The organism is Arthrobacter sp. Z4-13 (genome assembly GCF_054792705.1).
In genome coordinates, this window is record NZ_CP096459.1 from 2,721,105 (window position 1) to 2,738,465 (window position 17,361).

Here is a 17,361-nt window from a genome sequence, read left to right on the forward strand (position 1 = left end):
CAGCAAATTCGTGGACTGGAAAGCTTTCCGCCCTGGCTGGCAAACCGTCGTCGCGGTGCCGGCAGCAGCCTGGCTGGCAGCTCTTCATGTGTTAGCACCCTCCTAGGGAGAGTGCTAATGAAGACTCTATGTAAGGGTTAGCACTCGGTCAAGGCGAGTGCCAGCGTTTCGTCATTGGAGTACTCGCGTCCGTGTAGATTTGACCGGTGCGAGCTGCCGTTTACCTCATCCTTGCCAACCTTTTCTGGGCCGGAAACTTTGTGGTTGGCCAGGCCGCCATGCGGACCATGGAGCCGCTCCAGCTCACGTTCTGGCGCTGGGTGCTTGCCGCCGTGCCGTTGCTGGTGCTGGCCCACTTTGTGGAGCGGCCGGACTGGCGGGCTGTCCTCCGCCGCTGGCCAATGCTGCTGCTCCTGAGCGCCCTGGGCATGAGCGGGTACACCCTGCTGCTCTACAGCGCCCTGCAGAGCACGTCTGCCCTCAACGCTTCACTGGTCACGGCTGCGAACCCGGCACTGATTATGGTGCTGGCCGTGGTCCTGCTCCGGGACAGGCCGCGCCCTCTTAGCTGGGTGGGGATCGGGCTGGGACTCCTTGGCGTCCTGCTGGTGCTCACCGGCGGCGAACTCCAGCGCCTGTTGACTTTCTCGATCAATAAGGGTGAACTGCTGATCCTCGGGGCCATCACCGTCTGGGGCCTGTACACCATCCTCGCCCGCCGGCTGGGCGTCCCCGCGATCACCTCCACGGCGGTCCAGGTGGCCATGGCGGCCGTTATCCTCAGCCCGCTCGCGCTCGTTACGGGCGCGAGCCTGCCGGAAACCCCTGCCGAGGGCTGGTCCCTCGCGTTCATCGCATTGTTTCCGTCGCTGGGTTCCTACCTGCTCTGGAACCTGGCCCTGAAGCGCACCACGGCGGCCAACGCAGGCAACTACCTGAACCTCATTGCCGTGTTCACCGCCATCATCACCGTAATCCTGGGCCAGCCCATCACTGTTCCGCAGGTCCTCGGCGGCGTCCTGGTTATTTCCGGGGTGCTGCTGACCAGTGCAGGCGGCAGGACGCCTCAGCGTCCCAGGTCGTCGAAGTCGACGTCTTCCGCGCCCTCGCCGTCGCGTGCCGGCGATTTCCGCGCCCGGTAAAGAACCACGGCTGCGGCAGCCGCGGCCAGCAGGGCGAAAACCAGAACGGCGATGCTGCCGGCCCGGGCGCCGTCGTACAGCCCGCGGATGTCCCGCGCTTCCTGGGTGTCACCCGCGATGTCATCACCGCCCACGGAGTAGACAGTGGCATTGAACGTATCCAGGAAGAAGATCACCAACAGGAGCCCGATGCACACCACCGCCACCAGGGATCCGGCGATCAGTGCCGGCCGGGCGAATGTGGCGGGGCCCCTGTCCCGGGTTGGTTCTCTGGACTGGGGGCCTGCGCTCTCTTTCATGGTTTCAACACTATCCGCATCCCGCCAGGCGCCCCTCCACTAGGCTGGAAGGCATGTCTCAAGCTCCCCAGGACCAGATCGCGCCGCTGCTCACCCCCGAGGGTTGGGACCTTTTGGCGTCCTTGGGCCCCTACCAGGAGGACAAGTCGTTCGAGCTCAACTCAGCCCTGCGCAAGGCCGGGCACTCCCCCGCACTGGTCTCCGCGGTCCTGACCCAGTCCCGGCTCCGCACCCGGGCTGAGGCAAAGTTCGGTGAGTTCGCCCGCAGCATGCTGTTCACCCAGGCAGGCCTGGAGCAAGCAACCAGGCTCAGCGTGGCCGCGCGCCACGCCCAGCGGTTTGCAGAGGCCGGAATCAGCCACGTAGCGGACCTGGGCTGCGGCCTGGCCGCCGACTCGCTGGCGCTGGCGTCGATGGACATCAAAGTCACAGCGGTGGAGATGGACGAAACCACTGCAGCCTGCGCCACGGTGAACCTCATCCCCTTTTCCAATGCCACGGTGGTCCACGCAGATGCCACCGCCGTTCCGTTGGAGGGTATCGACGGCGTCTGGCTGGACCCTGCCCGGCGGGTCACCTCCACGTCCGGCACCAAGCGCATCTGGGACCCCGAGGCCTTCTCTCCACCGTTGTCCTTTGTTCAATCCGTGGCGGCGTCCGGCCGGGCAGTCGGAGTGAAGATGGGGCCGGGAATGCCCCATGACTCCGTGCCGGCTGGCTGTGAAGCGCAGTGGGTTTCCGTGTCCGGCGATGTCACCGAGGTGGCGCTGTGGTTCAACTCCGTACAGCGCCCCGGCATCCGCCGGGCAGCGCTGGTTCTGGGTTCCGGAGGTGCGGCCGAGATCACCAGCGGCGAGGATTTCGGCGCGGGTCCCGCCGCCCCGGTGGGTCCGGTGGAGGGCTACCTGTACGAGCCCGACGGTGCCGTGATCCGCGCTGGGCTGGTGGCCGACGTCGCGCTGCAGCTGGGCGGGCAGTTGGTGGATGAACACATCGCCTATATCTGCGCCCCGAAGCTGGTGGACACTCCCTTCGCCCGGGCCTACAAGGTCCTGGACGTCATGCCGTACAACGTCAAGGCACTCAAGGCGTGGGTGAAGGCGGAGGGCATCGGGGTGCTGGACATCAAGAAGCGCGGCACCGCCGTCACCCCTGAAGAGCTCCGCAAACAGCTTCTCCCAGCAGGGAAAAAGGCCGGTAACAAAACGGCCACCCTGGTCCTGACCCGCATCGGGGAGGACCGGGTGGTCATCGTGGTGGAACCCGTCTAAAAAGCAGCTACTGGGCGCGGGTGAACTCCTCGGCCGCCCGGACCTGCTCGGCAGTCGGCCGCACGCCGGTGTAGAGCACAAACTGCTCCAGCGCCTGGATGGTGGCCACCTCGGCTCCGGTGATCACCGGTTTTCCTGCGGCCCTCGCCGCACTGATCAGCGGGGTTTCAGCAGGCAGGGCAACCACGTCGAACACCACCCTGGCGGCGTCGATGGTTTCCTGCGGAAAGGCCAGGGTGTCCGCTCCGGGTCCGCCGGCCATGCCGAGGGGTGTCACGTTGATGATCAGGTCCGCCGTCCCGCCGTCCAGCGCCGGACGCCACTGGAACCCGTACTGCTCCGCGAGCGCCCGCCCGGTGGCTTCGTTTCGTGCGAGGACCGTGACATCGGTGAAACCGGCGTCCCGCAGGGCAGCCACAGTGGCCTTGGCCATGCCTCCTGCCCCCTGGACCAGTACCGAATAACTGGTGGGCACGGCGTTGGAGGCCAGCAGCTGTTCGATCGCGGTGTAGTCGGTGTTGTAGGCCTTCAGGTGCCCATCGGTGTTGACGATGGTGTTGACCGAGTCGATGGCCGTGGCCGAGGGGTCCATTTCATCAACGAGGGCAATGACGTCCTCCTTGTAAGGCATGGAGACGGCGCAGCCCCGGATCCCCAGCCCCCGCACTCCGGCGATGGCCTGTTCCAGGTTGGTGGGGGCGAATGCCTTGTAAATCCAGTTCAGGTCCAGCTGCCCGTACAGGTGGTTGTGGAAGCGGGTCCCGTTATTGCTTGGCCGGGCCGAGAGCGAGATGCAGAGGGTCATGTCTTTATTCAGAATTGGCACTTCACCATTAAACGCGTTCCCGCCCAACTGGTTAGCGCAAAGTGTCATTTTGCGCTCCACAACGACACTTGGCGCTGCCTGGTTGGGTTAGGGGCAGCCGGTTCCCGCCGGGTAGCTTCCGACGGCGGCGGGCAGCTTTCCCGGTGCCGGCGCCGCCCCTGCCAGGACGGCGGCGAGGGCATCGAAAGCGCCCTGGCTGCGGCCGTACAGGGCCACCTTGACCGGAGCGGCGGAGCTCTGCAGCGGCCAGGGTGCGTCGAGGGCGACGGCGATGTCGCCGCCTGCGGGCCGTCCCCCGTAAGGGATGAGGCTCACCAAGGGGCCGGAGCCAAGGGTGAGGCCGTGACGCGTTGCAGCGTCCGCGAACCGCGCCCTGTCCGTCGGGCTCCCGCCCGCCACCCGGACCGCGCGGGGCGCCAGGGCTCCGCTGCAATGGCCGGAGAGGACAGTGACGGCAGCGGCGGACACCTTGGCGGCGAGAGGGGCGCCGCTGCCCGCTGCAGTGCCTGTTGGTTTGCCGGTGCCCGCTGCTGCCCGGGCGTGCCACGTCATCATGGTTGCCACCCGCAAAGCCGCTTCATCCAGCCTTGCCGCGGGCAGCCTGCCGCTGGCCACGGCGTGGACGATCGCGGCATGGGCCTGACCGACGTCCGCGGGCATCAGCAGGAGGTCCGCTCCCGCCGCAAGGGCCATGACGGCGGCTGATCCAGCCGGATACTTCTTCTGCACTGCCCCCATATTCAGGGCGTCAGTCACGGCGACCCCCTTGAACCCGAGCCCCCGCAGCGCCGCATAAGTCGGCGCCGACAGCGACGCCGGGACTCCAGGTTCCAGACCGGGCACAGCGATGTGGCCGGTCATCACCATCGGCGCGCCGGCGGCGATGGCGGCCTGGAAGGGCTTCCAGTCCCGCGCGCTGAGATCCGCCACGCTGGCCGGCTGCACCGGAAGATTCAGGTGCGAGTCAGTGGTCACCGATCCGTGGCCGGGGAAATGCTTTACGGCGGGCAGGACGCCTGCGGCCAGCATGCCCTGGGAGTATGCCACCCCCAGCCTGGCAGCAGCGTCCGGGTCGCCGGACATGGAACGGGCACCGATAGTGGGATCCGCCGGCCCGATGGTCACGTCGGTGTCCGGAGCAAAATCCGTGTTGAAACCCAGGGGCACCAACTCGCTTGCCAGCCCCTGCCCGGCCTCCCGCGCCAAGGGCCTGCTGCCCGCGGCACCGTAGCTCATGGGCGCCGGCCATTCCGTCAGGGGCGCTCCGAGGCGTGCCACTATCCCGCCCTCCTGGTCAACGCCGATCATCCCCGGCCATGGCCTGCCATCCGCAGTGGCCGCCTGTGCAAGCCGCTGGTTGATGCCGCCCATGGCCGCGAGGTCCACCTTCCCCTGCGGGTCCCGCGGCACGTTGTCACCCATGATGATGGATCCGGCAAGGTGCAGGCGTTCGACGACGGCGGCGTGGGCCCCGGCGTCCGTACCCGTGAAGAACGGAAGGAGGACCTGCCCCGCCTTCTGTTCAGGCGACATCCTTGCCACGGCCGCGCCGGCGGCATCCTGGTCCCGCTGCTGCGGGCCCCATCCCAGGGGGCGCAGGGCAGGGTCCGCCGCTGGCGAAGGTGAAGGGGATGCGGTGCCGGGTGCCGGCGTCGTACGCGGTGATGCAGACGGTGCGGCGGGGGTGGAAGGTGCCTGCGACGGGACAGGGGCCGGAGCGGCGGTGCAGGACGCGAGCGCTACTGCAGCAGAGGCTGCAGCCACAACGGGGAAGGTTTTGTGAAGACTGTCACGCAGGTGTTGGAACGAGGCCATCAATACGATGCTACCCCTGCACTAGACTTGAAACACCCGTTCGCCTGCCGGCAGCAGCCCTTCAGTGACGGCGTGAGCCAGCGGCAACAGGACAGTAAGGAAACGCGTGAAGATCGAGTTCGCTTCATCGAGGCAGTCAACACTTGGTGTCGAATGGGAACTCGCCCTGGTGGACGGCAGGACAGGCGAGCTCGCCTCCGTAGCGAATGAGGTGCTCCGCGGCGTGGCCTCCCGCCACCCGGAGCTTAACGAGGACGACGAGCACCCGCACATCAAGCAGGAACTGCTGCTGAACACGGTGGAGCTGGTCACCGGCATCTGCGAGACCGCCGAGGAAGCCAAGGAGGACCTCAGCCGTTCACTCGCGGCCGTCCGGGAGATCACCGATCCCATGGGCGTGGAGCTGTTCTGCGCCGGAAGCCACCCGTTCAGCCCGCCGCAGCTGCAGCCGGTGACGGACAAGGCCCGGTACGCGAAACTTATTGACCGCACCCAGTGGTGGGGCCGCCAGATGGTCATTTACGGCGTGCATGTCCACGTGGGGCTGGACCGCCGTGAGAAGGCGCTTCCCGTGGTGGACGGGCTGGTCAACTACTTCCCGCACTTCCAGGCGCTCTCGGCGTCGAGCCCTTTCTGGGGCGGCGAGGACACCGGCTACGCATCACACCGGGCCCTGATGTTCCAGCAGCTGCCCACGGCCGGCCTGCCCTTCCAGTTCAGCTCCTGGGAAGACTACGAGTCCTATGTGCAGGACATGTTCACCACCGGAGTGATCGACACACTTTCGGAAATCCGTTGGGACATCCGGCCCGTGCCGAATCTGGGCACCATCGAGATGCGCATCTGCGACGGTTTGGCCACGCTGGAAGAAGTGGGCGCCATCGCGGCGCTCACGCAGTGCCTGGTGGACGAGTTCTCCACCACCCTGGACAACGGCGGAACCATTCCCACCATGCCGCCGTGGCACGTCCAGGAGAACAAGTGGCGTGCCGCCCGCTACGGCATGGACGCCATCATCATTCTGGATGCCGCGGGCAAGGAGCAGCTGGTCACCGACCACCTGCTCGAAACCCTGAACCGGCTTGAGCCCGTGGCCGCGAAGCTGGGCTGCCCGGATGAGCTTGCCGACGTCGAAAAGATTATCCGCCGGGGCGCCGGTTACCAGCGCCAGCGCCGGGTTGCCGAGGAGCACGGCGGGGACCTTCAGGCCGTGGTGCTGGACCTGGTCAAGCAGATGCGGAACGGCCCCACCGCCTGATTTTCTCCTCGGCTCAGGCGGGGAGTGAAACTGACGTGACCGGCATGGATGAATCCGGGGCGAACCTGATTCCGCTCGGCCCTGTCCCTGCCATCACCAGCTGCGCTCCGAGTGCGGCCACCATGGCTCCGTTGTCGGTACAGAGGTCCAGCGGCGGGACGTGCAGCCGGATCCCGGCGGAGGCGCAGCGCTGGCCCGTCAGCTCGCGCAGGCGTGAGTTCGCCGCCACCCCGCCACCGAGCAGCACGTCCTTGATGCCGTTTTCCCGGCAGGCCAGGACGGCCTTGGAGGAGATGATGTCCACCACGGCTTCCTGGAATGCGGCTGCAATGTCCGGCACCGGGACCTCCTCGCCGCGGGCCTCGAACTGCTCAACGCACCTGGCAACGGCGGTTTTGAGTCCGCTGAAGGACCAGTCGTACCGGTGCGGGCCGGGCTCCTCGGCAGTTCCCATGTATTTGGGCTGGCTGAGGCCGCGGGGGAAGCGGATGGACTTTGGGTTGCCGGTGCGGGCCACCTTGTCGATGGCAGGTCCGCCCGGATAACCGAGTCCCAGGATGCGGGCCACCTTGTCGTAGGCTTCGCCGGCGGCGTCATCGATGGTGGAGCCGAGGAGGACCACGTCGTCGGTGATGCTGTTGATTTTCAGGATCTCGGTGTGGCCGCCGGAGACCAGCAGCGCGCCGAGGTTTTCGGGCAGCTCCGGCGCTTGCCCTTCCTTGCCGTCCAGCAGTCCCACCCCCACGTGCGCCACGAGGTGGTTGATGGCGTAGAGCGGCTTGCCGGTGGCCACGGCCAGGGCCTTCGCTGCGCAGACCCCCACCATGAGGGCGCCGGCCAGCCCGGGGCCGGAGGTGACGGCGATGGCGTCCACGTCCTCAAGGGCCACGCCTGCGTCGGACAGCGCCTGCTCGAGGGTGGGAACGAAGGCATCGAGGTGCGCCCGGGAGGCGATCTCGGGAATGACCCCGCCGAACCGGACGTGCTCGTCCATCGACGAGGACACGGTGTTGGTTAGGAGGGTGGTCCCCCGGACAATGCCCACTCCTGTCTCGTCGCAGGAGGATTCAATGCCGAGCACCAAGGGCTGAGAACGGTTCATGGCTGGCCTGCTTCCGTTGATGTGCCGTCTCCCGTTCCTTCGCCGGAAGGAGCGGGAAGCTGGAGGCGCATGATGAGGGCGTCCACGCCATCGCGGTAGTAGCGGGGGCGGACGTGGATCTGTTCGAAACCGAAGCGCCGGTAAAGCTGCTGGGCGCGCGGATTGTCGGCGCGGACCTCCAGCAGGAGGTCCACTGCATACCTGCGGCGTGCCTCCTCAATGAGCCGGGTCAGCAGCGTGGTGCCGATGCCGCGCCCTTCGTATTCAGGCACGACGGCGATGGTCTGCACATCCGCGATGGGTTCGATGCACATCAGCCCGGCGTAGCCCACGATGCCTTCGCTGCCCTCGGCCACCAGGTACCACCGGGTCTCGGGCTGGGCCAGTTCGTCGTAAAACATGTGCAGGGGCCAGGCATCCACCGGGAAAAGCCGCTGCTCCAACACGCTGACAGCGATGACGTCGTCGGGCGTCATCTCCCGCACGGATACGCCGTTGTTGCGGAGATCCGGGGCGGCGCTCACAAAGCCCTCTTCCTCGGTCCGGGGACCTGTGCATCCGATTCGCGAAGGTACAAGGGGGTCGAGTCGAGGAGTGCGCCGCCTGCAGCAAGCCGGGCCAGCGCGAACTGGCCCAGGTACAGGGCATCCGGCTGCTCCTGGACGAAATCAGGGTTCGCGTTCAGGGTGTCTGCGTAGAGCCCTGCGCCGGCACCATAGGCGGGAAGGTCCGGCAGGTCCTTCGCGAAGCCAACGTGGGGGCCGTCCTCCAACACGGGAAGCTGGCCTTCGGCCAGGCTGTAGCGTGCCCAGTACACCTCTTTGCGCCGCGCGTCCGTCACCACCAGGAATTCGGGGGCCGCGGCAGTGGATTCCGCCACCTCCAGGGCAACGGCGTCCAGGCTCATCAGCCCGTACAGCGGCTTGCCCCAGACGAAGGACAGGGTGCGTGCAGTAGCAATGCCTGACCGCAGGCCGGTGAACGGGCCAGGACCAACCCCCACAACCAAGGCGTCAATATCGCTCCCGCTGACGCCGGCGTCCGAGAGCATCTGCTCGATTCCCGGCGCCAGCACCTCCGCATGGCTGCGGGTGTCCTCGGTGGAAAAGCTGCCCACCACACCTTCCAGGGCGTCCCCGGAAACCAGTGCGGCGCTGGCCACGGCGGAGGTGTCGATCGCAAGGATGAGCATCAGGCTTTCCCTTCAAAGGCTGCCACGTGTTCGGGAAGAGCCGGCCAGCGCGGACCATACCCGCGCATCATAATGGTGCGTGGCTCGTCCGTGTCCTCGTTCTCGAAATCCAGGGTGCCGCCGTCGGACCTGGTGAAGCCCGGGGCCGCTCCGGCCGGGCCAACAGCGCCGCGTCCCGCGCCAGTGAGCTCCGTGCCGCCAAGGCCGATCGCGCGGTGCAGGTCAATCTCCAGCCGGCTCTCACTCAGGTGCTCCACCCGGCCATGGCCCCATTCCACCACGGTCACCGAGGAGTCGAGGGTGTTCTCGAGGTCGATGTCGTCTATCTCGGCGGCCGAGCCCAGGCGGTAGGCGTCCACGTGCACCAGGTCCGGCCCGCCGGGGCGTGGGCCCTCGGGCAGGTTGGGGTGGATCCGGACCAGGACGAACGTGGGGGAAATGATGCCGGCGCGGACGCCCAGCCCCTCCCCCAGACCCTGCGTAAAGGTGGTCTTCCCGGCACCCAATTCGCCGGAAAGCACCAGCAGGTCCCCGGCTTCCAGGACCGCCGCAAGACGGACGGCAAGCGCATGGGTCTGGTCCGCCGTCGTCGCGGTGAAGGTCTCTTCCCAGTTGGGACGGGCCCCTCCGTTGTCCCAGGGCTCCTGCACCGGCGCGTTCACGCGGCCCCCTTCGCACCAGGTACGACGGCGGCCGGGGCCTCTTCGTTGATGAAGCGGCGGGGAACCCGCGGGCTGATCCGGGTGACGATTTCGTAGTTGATGGTGCCGGCGGCGCGCGCCCAGTCATCGGCTGTCGGGCCGCCGTCGGCACCGTCACCGAACAGCTCGGCCTCGGCACCGAGCAGGCCCGCGCCGGCTGGCCCGGTGCCACCAAAGTCGATGACCATCTGGTCCATGGCGATGCGCCCCACCACGGGGTAGGTTTTACCGGCCACCCGGACGGGCCCGCCCGTGGCGATGCGCGGCACTCCGTCGGCGTAGCCCACCGGGATAAGGCCCAGCCTGCTGGTGCCGCTGGTGCGGTAGCGCAGTCCGTAGGAGACGCCTTGCCCGTCCGGGACCTCCTTGCACTGCGATACCAGGGTCCGCAGCGTCATGGCAGGGCGGAGCCCCAGCTCGGCGGACGTCTGCCCGTCAAAGGGCGACAAACCGTAAATCCCCAGGCCCACACGGACCAGGTCAAAGTGGGTGTCCGGGCGGGATAGGGTTGCCGGAGTGTTCGCGAGGTGCCGGACTTCCGGGTCCACGCCGGCGTCCTCGGCAACAGCGAGCGCTTCACGGAACGCCGCGAGCTGCTGGTCGGTTTCGGGCCGTTCGGGTTCGTCGGCGACGGCCAGGTGCGAGAAGATCCCCACCACCCGCAGCAGGCCCTGGTCCTGGTATTCCATGGCTTCGCCCACCAGGTGGTCCCAGGTCTCAAGAGTTGCGCCGTTGCGCCCCAGGCCGGTGTCCACCTTCAAGTGGATGCGCGCCGGGCGCTCCTGCTCCCGGGCCGCCGCCACAATACGGTCAAGCTCCCAGCCCGAGCATCCTATGTCGACGCCGGCGGCCACCGCCGCGCCGAAGTTGCTTTCCGTGGTGTGCAGCCAGGCGAGCAGCGGCGCGTCGATTCCGGCGGCCCGCAGCGCCAAGGCCTCGGAGATGTGGGCGACGCCCAACCATGCTGCGCCCGCTTCAAGGGCCGCCCGGGCCACGGGAACCGCGCCATGCCCGTAGGCGTCCGCCTTTACGACGGCCATCACCTTCGCCGGGGAAGCTGCCGCTGCCAGCCGGCGGACGTTGTGCCGGATGGCATCAAGGTCGACCACGGCGGACCGTTCGTTGCGGGGGTCCTGTGCCGCGGCAGCGTCGAAATCACCGGTTGTTGCTGGGTAAGTCACCCTAGTGATTCTAGTGCTGGCGCTCCGGGCCGAATAATTATGGGCGGCCGGGCCGGAATCCGGAAGGCTTTATGATCCTTCCTTCTCCTTGCCTTCGGCCGCGGCCCGTTCCAGTTCCTGGTCTGAAATGATCTGCTCGTCCGGGTCGGCCGCACCGGTCCCGGGTGTGAATCTGAGCGCGTCCATGTAGGGAGTGGGTTCCTTCTTGCGGTACCCGGCGAACTCCTTGGCGTAATACGCCCGTGCCGCTGAGGTGTCCTTCTGTCCCGTGACGATGTCATTCATCAGGTTCAGCGCCAGGCGATCGGCCTCCTCGTCGTGACACCGGGCCGAGACTTCACCTGCTGTCCGTTCAACGATAACGCTCCCGTCGAAGGCAGCCAGGGCGGAAAAATGTTCAGCGGGGACCCGGTAGTCGATCACCGACTCGACCGAATCAAAGTGGGGGGCAGGAAAATCGTGCTGGTAAAACACCTTCGAGGCAATGATCCGCTTCCACTCTCCGGCGTCGTACCAGATCAGCAGGGACGGCGTGTACTCGTCCGGCTCCCCGTACTTGTCGATCACCAGCTGCGCCGCCTCCCGCGACTCCGCGGGCCAGTCCTGAATGACCTGCGAACTTGGTTGCTTATCCATGATGTAGACGGATCTCCTTCGATGGGTGCGGCTCCGGGCAGGGAACCTTTGCGATGTGACGACGGCCGACATCAGGGTCCGAACAAATGGTAAGCAGGCTTAGCATGCCACCCTAACAATGCACGTCCCACCTGTACACCCTCCAGCCGACGGGCGTCAGGCATCGGGCGTCGGGTCACGCGTCCGAGAGGTGCGCGATGGTGGCGGCGGCCCGGCGCTGTGCGGCGAGCGGGACGTCTTGGATGATGTCCGCGAGAAAGCCGAAGCGCCGCAGCCATTGGCTCGTTTGCCGTTCCGGCCGCGCATTGGCACGCTTCCACCAGTCGGCGATGTCGCCCCAGCCCGGGGCGGCAAGGGATCCTCCCACTTCCTGCACCGCCAGCGAGGCGCAAAGATTGGCGAAACGCAGCCTGTTCCCCAGCGGCCAGCCGGCCAGGCTCCCAACGATGAACGCGGCGTCGAAACAGTCACCGGCGCCAGTGGGATCGAAGGCCTTGACAGGCAGCGAGGGCACCCACTCCTCCTCGCCTGTTTCGGAATCAACCGCCATGGCCCCCTGTGGCCCGAGGGTCACCACGGCAACCGGCACCCGGTCCGCCAGCGCGTACAGGGCGGTCCAGGGATCGTCCTTGCCCGTGAAGGCCATGGCCTCGCGCTGGTTTGGCAGGAACGCGTGGAAGTACTGCAGGTTGTCCAGCCGGACCGGCGCCCAAACGCCGCTGGGATCCCACCCGACGTCCCCGAACAGTTTCACTCCGGCCTGGTGCGCCGCTACGGCCCACGGCTCAACGTCCAGCCCTACTTCCGCGATGCCGGCGAGAGCGGGAGGCGGGTCCCCGATGAGCTCCGACGCCGTCACCGGTGCAGCATGGCCATGGGTTACCAGTGACCGGTCCTTGTCCACGCACAGGGAGACCGTCACCGGCGAATGCCAGCCCGGAACCCTCCGTGACAGGCTCAGGTCCACATGCTCCTGGCTGGACAGGATCTTCCAGTTGAAATCCCCGTAGCCGTCATCACCAAAGGCCGCCGCCAAGCCAGTGCGCAAGCCCAGCCGGGCCGCCGCAATGGCCTGGTTTGCAACCCCGCCCGGGCAGCTGCCCATGCCGTCGCTCCAGATTTCCGTGCCCGGTTCCGGCCCGTGCGGCAGGCCGGTGAAAATGATGTCCTGGAACACCGTTCCGGCCAGCAGCACGTCGAATCCAGGGTCCGATGGCGAGCGGACGCTGGCCAGGGGGTCAAACGGGCGTGCTGGAATCGCCTCCATGTGCCGCACACTACGCCCTGCCACGGACATCCGGTAGGGGCGGCCGTAGGTGCTGCAGACACCCGCACCTAGACTGCTGATTATGTGGCTTCTGATTGTGGGCGGCGGGGGTTTTCGGGTTCCGTTGATCTACCGGGCGCTGGTTTCCGGCCAGTTCACCGGCGTGGTCACTGAACTGGTGCTGTTCGACGTCGACCTCTCCCGCCTTGCCGCCGTGACAGCGGTCCTGCGCAGCATGCCCGGCCCAGGCGTCCGTCTGCCGGTCCATCCCACCACCAGCCTCCCGGAGGCGTTGGCGGGAACCCAGATGGTGTTTGCCGCCATCCGCCCCGGCGGCACCGCCGGACGGGTGGCCGACGAAAGGGTGGCGCAGGACCTGGGCCTGCTGGGGCAGGAGACGACGGGCGCCGGCGGGATCTCCTACGCCCTCCGGACCATCCCGCACATGCTGGAGCTCGCGCGCCTGATGAAGGAACATTGCCCGGACGCGTGGCTGATCAACTTCACCAATCCGGCCGGTATGGTCACCGAAGCGCTCCTGCCGGTGCTCGGCAGCCGGGTCATCGGGATCTGCGACTCCGCGGGCGGCCTGGTGCACCGTGCAGCCCGGGCCGCCGGCGTTACGCTGCCGGAAGGAACGCTCGACGGCGTGGGCTACTACGGCCTGAACCACCTGGGCTGGCTGTACCGGCTGGAGTCCGGCGGACGGGACGTCCTGCCGGAACTGCTGTCAGACCAGCGTGTCCTTCAGTCCTTTGAAGAGGGCAGGCTGTTTCCCCAGCCGTTCCTTGAGCGCCTCGGCGCGCTCCCCAACGAGTACCTGTATTACTACTACCGGCAGGATGCCGCCCGGGAAGCGATGCGTGCCATGCCCGCCACCCGCGGGGAATCCGTCCACAGCCAGCAGCAGGAGCTGTACCCGCGGCTGGCTGCGGCGGGCGGTGGAGCCTTCGAGTTATGGGAGGCTGCGCGCCGCTCACGGGAGGAGGGCTACCTGGCCGAGGCCCGCGGGAAGGACGAGCACCGCGACGAGGCCGACCTCGCCGGCGGCGGCTATGAGCGGGTGGCTCTGGCAGCCATGCGGGCATTGTCGGGGTCCGGGGACGCGCAGCTCATCCTGAACACGCGCAACACTGTGCTCCCCGCAGGCGCGCCAGCGCTTGAGCCAGCCGCGGCCCAGCCGACCGCCCCCGCAGCCGCCATTCCGGGACTGCCTGCGGACGCCGTCGTCGAACTTCCCTGCACCGTGACGCCCGACGGCGCGCTGCCGCTGGCCCAGCAGGCTCCCCCGCCGGAGCAACTCGGGCTGCTGCGGCAAGTCAAGGACGTGGAGCGGCTGACCGTACGGGCAGTGATCGAAGGTGGCCGGGAGGCGGCACTGCAGGCCTTCGCCCGGCATCCGCTGGTGGGGTCCGAAGAGCTCGGCGCGGCGCTGCTGGCGGGCTACGAGGAGGCGTTTCCAACCCTGCGGAAGATGTGGCGCGGCGGTACGCGTTGACACAGGAGTAGTGTTTTATCGAATGCCCAGCACTGACCCGGCGCGGTACCCCTGCGCCGGTGGCCGGAAGGAGGTCCCGTGGCACCGGTCCGCAGGGTGGCTCTACTGTCACTCCACACATCCCCCATGGAGCAGCCCGGTTCCGGCGATGCCGGCGGCATGAACGTCTATATCCGGGAACTCGCCTCCGCTCTGGCCGAGGCCGGCGTGGAAGTGGAGATCTTCACGCGCTCCACCTCCGCCGGCCAGCCCGCCGTCGAGCACCCTGATCCCGGCGTGTGCGTCCACAACGTCCTGGCCGGACCCCCGAAAAAGATCCCCAAGGAAGAGCTTCCCGGACTTCTCCACCACATGGTCGAAGAGATCGAGCAGATCCGGCAGCGGCAGCCGCACGGCCGCTATGACGTCATCCATTCGCACTACTGGGTATCCGGCATCGCTGGCCTGGAGCTGTCAGAACTGTGGGGCGTGCCGCTGGTCCACACCATGCACACGATGGCCAAGGTCAAAAATCTCCTGCTCGAGTCCGGGGAACAGCCTGAGCCGCGGCGCCGCGAGCTGGGTGAGCATCGCATCGTGGACGGCGCGGCGCGGCTGATTGCCAACACCAGCGCGGAGGCGGCCGAACTGGTGTCGCATTACGACGCCTCCTACGACCGGATAGATATCGCCCCGCCCGGAGTGGACCTCAGCACCTTCACTCCCGCCTTCCGGGCAAGGTCGCGGACCGAGCGGGGCATCGGCGCGGAGACTTTCCACCTGGTCTTCGCGGGCCGGATCCAGCGGTTGAAGGGTCCGCAGATCCTGGTGAAGGCGGCGGCCCTGCTTCGGCGCCGGCGGCCGGATATCAACCTCCGGCTCACCATCCTTGGCGCGCTGAGCGGGAACAAGGAATTCAACCTCCGGCGGCTGGTTGCGGAGGCGGGGATGGACGACGTCGTCACGCAGCTTCCGCCGGTGAAGGCACCGGAGCTGGCGGCCTGGTTCCGGGCGGCTGACGTGGTGGCGATGCCCTCCTACAGCGAGTCTTTTGGGCTGGTGGCACTTGAAGCCCAGGCCTGCGGCACTCCCGTGGTGGCAACGCGTGTCGGCGGGCTGTCCCGGGCGATTTTCGACGGCAGGACGGGTTTGTTGGTGGATGGCCATCACGCCTCTGACTGGGCGGATGCGCTGGAGGCCCTGTATGACGACCCCGCTACGCGCGAGGACATGGGGCGCGCAGCCGCCATCCGGGCCCAGAACTCAGGGTGGCAGCGCACCGCCGCCATCACCCTCGAGACTTACCACGCCGCCGTCGACAACTCTGTGGGACGCCATCTGACCACCGTCCCTGCCCCCTGACGCCCAGTCCCTCCGGCTGCCCCATCCGCTCAAGCAAAGGACAAAGATGCCTGCTACCCCGAGTGACCTCGACATCGCCCGCGCGGCACCGATCCGCTCCATTGCGTCAATCGCCGCGGCGGCGGGAATCAACGCGGATGCGGTGGAGCTGTACGGGCGGTACAAGGCGAAAATCGATCCGGCGCGGCTTTCTGCACCTCCGCCGCACGGGAAGGTGGTCCTCGTCTCCGCCATGTCCCCCACCCCGGCCGGCGAAGGAAAATCCACCACCACGGTAGGACTTGCCGATTCCCTGGCACGCGCAGGCCACAGGGTGATGATCGCCCTGCGGGAGCCGTCGTTGGGTCCGGTCCTGGGCATGAAGGGCGGAGCCACTGGCGGCGGGTACTCGCAGGTGCTGCCGATGGACGAAATCAATTTGCACTTCACCGGGGACTTCCACGCCATCACGTCCGCGAACAATGCCCTGATGGCGCTGGTGGACAACCACATCTACCAAGGCAACGCACTCAACATAGACCCCCGGCGCATGACGTTCAAGCGGGTGCTGGACATGAACGACCGCGCCCTGCGGGAGGTGGTCATCGGGCTGGGCGGGCCGACGCAGGGAGTTCCCCGCCAGGACGGTTTCGATATCACCGTGGCGTCTGAGATCATGGCCGTTTTCTGCCTGGCCACCGACCTCGCGGACCTCCGCGAGCGCCTGGGCCGGATTACGTTCGGCTACACCTACGACCGCTCCCCCGTCACCGTGGCGGACCTGGGAGTGCAGGGCGCCTTGACACTGCTCCTGAAGGAGGCCATCAAACCGAACCTGGTGCAGACCATCGCCGGCACGCCGGCTTTGGTCCACGGCGGTCCATTCGCCAACATCGCCCACGGCTGCAACTCGCTGATAGCTACCCAAACGGCTCGGCGGCTCGCGGACATCGTGGTGACCGAAGCCGGTTTCGGCGCTGACCTGGGTGCGGAGAAGTTTATGGACATCAAGGCGCGCTTTGGTGGCCTGGCCCCTTCTGCCGTAGTGGTGGTTGCCACCGTAAGGGCCTTGAAAATGCAGGGCGGGGTGGCCAAGGACCGGCTCACGGCGCCGGACCTGCCAGCCCTTGAAGCCGGAGTGGCCAATCTGCGCCGGCACGTGCGCAACGTGGAAAAGTTCGGTGTGACGCCCGTGGTGGCCATCAACAGGTTCTCGTCGGATGCCCAAGAGGAACTGGACTGGCTCCTCGCCTGGTGTGCGGCCGAGGGTGTCCAGGTCGCCGTCGCGGATGTCTTTGGACGCGGTGGCGGGGGCGACGGCGGCGATGAACTGGCAGCCCTCGTGGCCCGCGCCGTGGCCGGACCGAACAGCTTCCGGCACCTGTACCCGCTGGAACTGCCTGTGGAGGACAAGATCCGGACCATAGCGCAGGAGATCTACGGCGCGGACGGCGTCGACTTCTCCGTGCCCGCCCTTAAGCGGCTGGCTGATATCGAGCGGAACGGCTGGTCCGGGCTGCCGGTCTGCATGGCCAAAACCCAGTACTCGTTCACGGACGACGCCTCCCGCCTCGGCGCACCCAAAGGCTTTACCATCCACGTGCGGGACCTCCTGCCTAAGACTGGTGCGGGGTTTATCGTGGCGCTGACCGGAGCGGTGATGACCATGCCCGGCCTGCCCGCCGCCCCGGCCGCAATGCGGATGGACGTGGACGACGCCGGCAACCCGGTGGGCCTCACCTAACCCAACGCCCCATCACCTCCCGCCCGTTTTTTCGGAACGCCCCATCACCTCCCGCACGTTTTTTCGGAACGCCCCATCACCTCCCGCCATCGCCTGCCCTGCCTGTGGA

General features: G+C 67.3%; 16 protein-coding genes. 6 read left to right on the forward strand and 10 right to left on the reverse strand.

The features are described from left to right. The first annotated feature begins 206 nt into the window (after positions 1 to 206). Positions 207 to 1,142, forward strand: a complete 936-nt coding sequence (locus M1E07_RS14275) for a DMT family transporter (protein WP_461187322.1) — start codon at positions 207 to 209, stop codon at positions 1,140 to 1,142. Here M1E07_RS14275 and M1E07_RS14280 read toward each other — a convergent pair. Next, complete coding sequence (locus M1E07_RS14280; protein WP_461187323.1) at positions 1,067 to 1,441, reverse strand: hypothetical protein; 375 nt, start codon at positions 1,439 to 1,441, stop codon at positions 1,067 to 1,069. The two genes, M1E07_RS14275 and M1E07_RS14280, sit on opposite strands and share 76 nt — an antisense overlap. 53 nt (positions 1,442 to 1,494) lie before the next feature. On the opposite strand from M1E07_RS14280, the gene M1E07_RS14285 reads away from it, so the two are divergent. Further along, positions 1,495 to 2,712, forward strand: a complete 1,218-nt coding sequence (locus M1E07_RS14285) for a THUMP-like domain-containing protein (protein WP_461187324.1) — start codon at positions 1,495 to 1,497, stop codon at positions 2,710 to 2,712. 7 nt (positions 2,713 to 2,719) lie between these two features. Here the strand turns inward: M1E07_RS14285 and M1E07_RS14290 are convergent, their stop codons facing one another. Together M1E07_RS14290 and M1E07_RS14295 are read right to left on the reverse strand one after the other, a co-directional pair. Beyond that, the gene (locus tag M1E07_RS14290; RefSeq protein ID WP_461187325.1) at positions 2,720 to 3,538 is read right to left on the reverse strand and encodes a shikimate 5-dehydrogenase; all 819 of its coding nucleotides are present in this window, start codon (positions 3,536 to 3,538) and stop codon (positions 2,720 to 2,722) included. A gap of 87 nt (positions 3,539 to 3,625) precedes the next feature. Then, positions 3,626 to 5,071, reverse strand: a complete 1,446-nt coding sequence (locus M1E07_RS14295; RefSeq protein WP_461190405.1) for a glycoside hydrolase family 3 N-terminal domain-containing protein — start codon at positions 5,069 to 5,071, stop codon at positions 3,626 to 3,628. A gap of 388 nt (positions 5,072 to 5,459) precedes the next feature. Between M1E07_RS14295 and M1E07_RS14300 the strand changes: the two genes are divergently transcribed. After that, positions 5,460 to 6,611, forward strand: coding sequence for a glutamate--cysteine ligase (locus tag M1E07_RS14300; protein ID WP_461187326.1), 1,152 nt, complete (start codon positions 5,460 to 5,462; stop codon positions 6,609 to 6,611). Positions 6,612 to 6,624: 13 nt separating this feature from the next. Here M1E07_RS14300 and tsaD read toward each other — a convergent pair whose 3' ends face one another. From tsaD to M1E07_RS14335, 7 genes are all read right to left on the reverse strand, one after another. Continuing rightward, on the reverse strand, positions 6,625 to 7,713 hold the full coding sequence (tsaD, locus tag M1E07_RS14305) for a tRNA (adenosine(37)-N6)-threonylcarbamoyltransferase complex transferase subunit TsaD (protein ID WP_461187327.1): 1,089 nt from the start codon (positions 7,711 to 7,713) through the stop codon (positions 6,625 to 6,627). Next, entirely contained in the window at positions 7,710 to 8,189 is a 480-nt protein-coding gene (gene rimI / locus M1E07_RS14310) for a ribosomal protein S18-alanine N-acetyltransferase (RefSeq protein WP_461190406.1), read from the reverse strand. Before rimI ends, tsaD begins: the two co-directional genes overlap by 4 nt. Before the next feature lie 44 nt (positions 8,190 to 8,233). Further along, positions 8,234 to 8,905, reverse strand: a complete 672-nt coding sequence (gene tsaB / locus M1E07_RS14315; protein ID WP_461187328.1) for a tRNA (adenosine(37)-N6)-threonylcarbamoyltransferase complex dimerization subunit type 1 TsaB — start codon at positions 8,903 to 8,905, stop codon at positions 8,234 to 8,236. Next, positions 8,905 to 9,567: a tRNA (adenosine(37)-N6)-threonylcarbamoyltransferase complex ATPase subunit type 1 TsaE gene (gene tsaE / locus M1E07_RS14320; protein WP_461187329.1), complete on the reverse strand. Its 663-nt coding sequence runs from the start codon at positions 9,565 to 9,567 to the stop codon at positions 8,905 to 8,907. The genes tsaB and tsaE overlap by 1 nt, the downstream gene beginning before the upstream one ends. Further along, a complete protein-coding gene (alr, locus tag M1E07_RS14325) occupies positions 9,564 to 10,787 on the reverse strand; it encodes an alanine racemase (RefSeq protein ID WP_461187330.1) in 1,224 nt (407 codons plus the stop codon). The genes tsaE and alr overlap by 4 nt, the downstream gene beginning before the upstream one ends. A 69-nt stretch (positions 10,788 to 10,856) precedes the next feature. Next, positions 10,857 to 11,423, reverse strand: coding sequence for a hypothetical protein (locus M1E07_RS14330; protein WP_461187331.1), 567 nt, complete (start codon positions 11,421 to 11,423; stop codon positions 10,857 to 10,859). 175 nt (positions 11,424 to 11,598) lie between these two features. Then, the gene (locus M1E07_RS14335; protein WP_461187332.1) at positions 11,599 to 12,690 is read right to left on the reverse strand and encodes a carbohydrate kinase family protein; all 1,092 of its coding nucleotides are present in this window, start codon (positions 12,688 to 12,690) and stop codon (positions 11,599 to 11,601) included. 82 nt (positions 12,691 to 12,772) lie between these two features. On the opposite strand from M1E07_RS14335, the gene M1E07_RS14340 reads away from it, so the two are divergent. The 3 genes from M1E07_RS14340 to M1E07_RS14350 all read left to right on the forward strand — a co-directional run bounded on the left by M1E07_RS14340 (position 12,773) and on the right by M1E07_RS14350 (position 17,252). Then, the gene (locus tag M1E07_RS14340) at positions 12,773 to 14,188 is read left to right on the forward strand and encodes a family 4 glycosyl hydrolase (RefSeq protein WP_461187333.1); all 1,416 of its coding nucleotides are present in this window, start codon (positions 12,773 to 12,775) and stop codon (positions 14,186 to 14,188) included. Positions 14,189 to 14,266: 78 nt separating this feature from the next. Beyond that, the gene (gene mshA / locus M1E07_RS14345) at positions 14,267 to 15,529 is read left to right on the forward strand and encodes a D-inositol-3-phosphate glycosyltransferase (protein WP_461187334.1); all 1,263 of its coding nucleotides are present in this window, start codon (positions 14,267 to 14,269) and stop codon (positions 15,527 to 15,529) included. A 46-nt stretch (positions 15,530 to 15,575) separates the two neighbouring features. Next, on the forward strand, positions 15,576 to 17,252 hold the full coding sequence (locus tag M1E07_RS14350; RefSeq protein WP_461187335.1) for a formate--tetrahydrofolate ligase: 1,677 nt from the start codon (positions 15,576 to 15,578) through the stop codon (positions 17,250 to 17,252). Positions 17,253 to 17,361: the final 109 nt, after the last annotated feature.

Bases quoted from the DNA above. Each gene is read 5' to 3' on its own strand.
- M1E07_RS14335 (WP_461187332.1), bottom strand. From the start codon at position 12,690: ATGGAGGCGATTCCAGCACGCCCGTTTGACCCCCTGGCCAGCGTCCGC.
- M1E07_RS14350 (WP_461187335.1), top strand. From the start codon at position 15,576: ATGCCTGCTACCCCGAGTGACCTCGACATCGCCCGCGCGGCACCGATC.
- M1E07_RS14330 (WP_461187331.1), bottom strand. From the start codon at position 11,423: ATGGATAAGCAACCAAGTTCGCAGGTCATTCAGGACTGGCCCGCGGAG.
- rimI (WP_461190406.1), bottom strand. From the start codon at position 8,189: ATGACGCCCGACGACGTCATCGCTGTCAGCGTGTTGGAGCAGCGGCTT.
- tsaB (WP_461187328.1), bottom strand. From the start codon at position 8,905: ATGCTCATCCTTGCGATCGACACCTCCGCCGTGGCCAGCGCCGCACTG.
- M1E07_RS14340 (WP_461187333.1), top strand. From the start codon at position 12,773: ATGTGGCTTCTGATTGTGGGCGGCGGGGGTTTTCGGGTTCCGTTGATC.
- tsaD (WP_461187327.1), bottom strand. From the start codon at position 7,713: ATGAACCGTTCTCAGCCCTTGGTGCTCGGCATTGAATCCTCCTGCGAC.
- M1E07_RS14285 (WP_461187324.1), top strand. From the start codon at position 1,495: ATGTCTCAAGCTCCCCAGGACCAGATCGCGCCGCTGCTCACCCCCGAG.
- M1E07_RS14295 (WP_461190405.1), bottom strand. From the start codon at position 5,071: ATGTCGCCTGAACAGAAGGCGGGGCAGGTCCTCCTTCCGTTCTTCACG.
- M1E07_RS14280 (WP_461187323.1), bottom strand. From the start codon at position 1,441: ATGAAAGAGAGCGCAGGCCCCCAGTCCAGAGAACCAACCCGGGACAGG.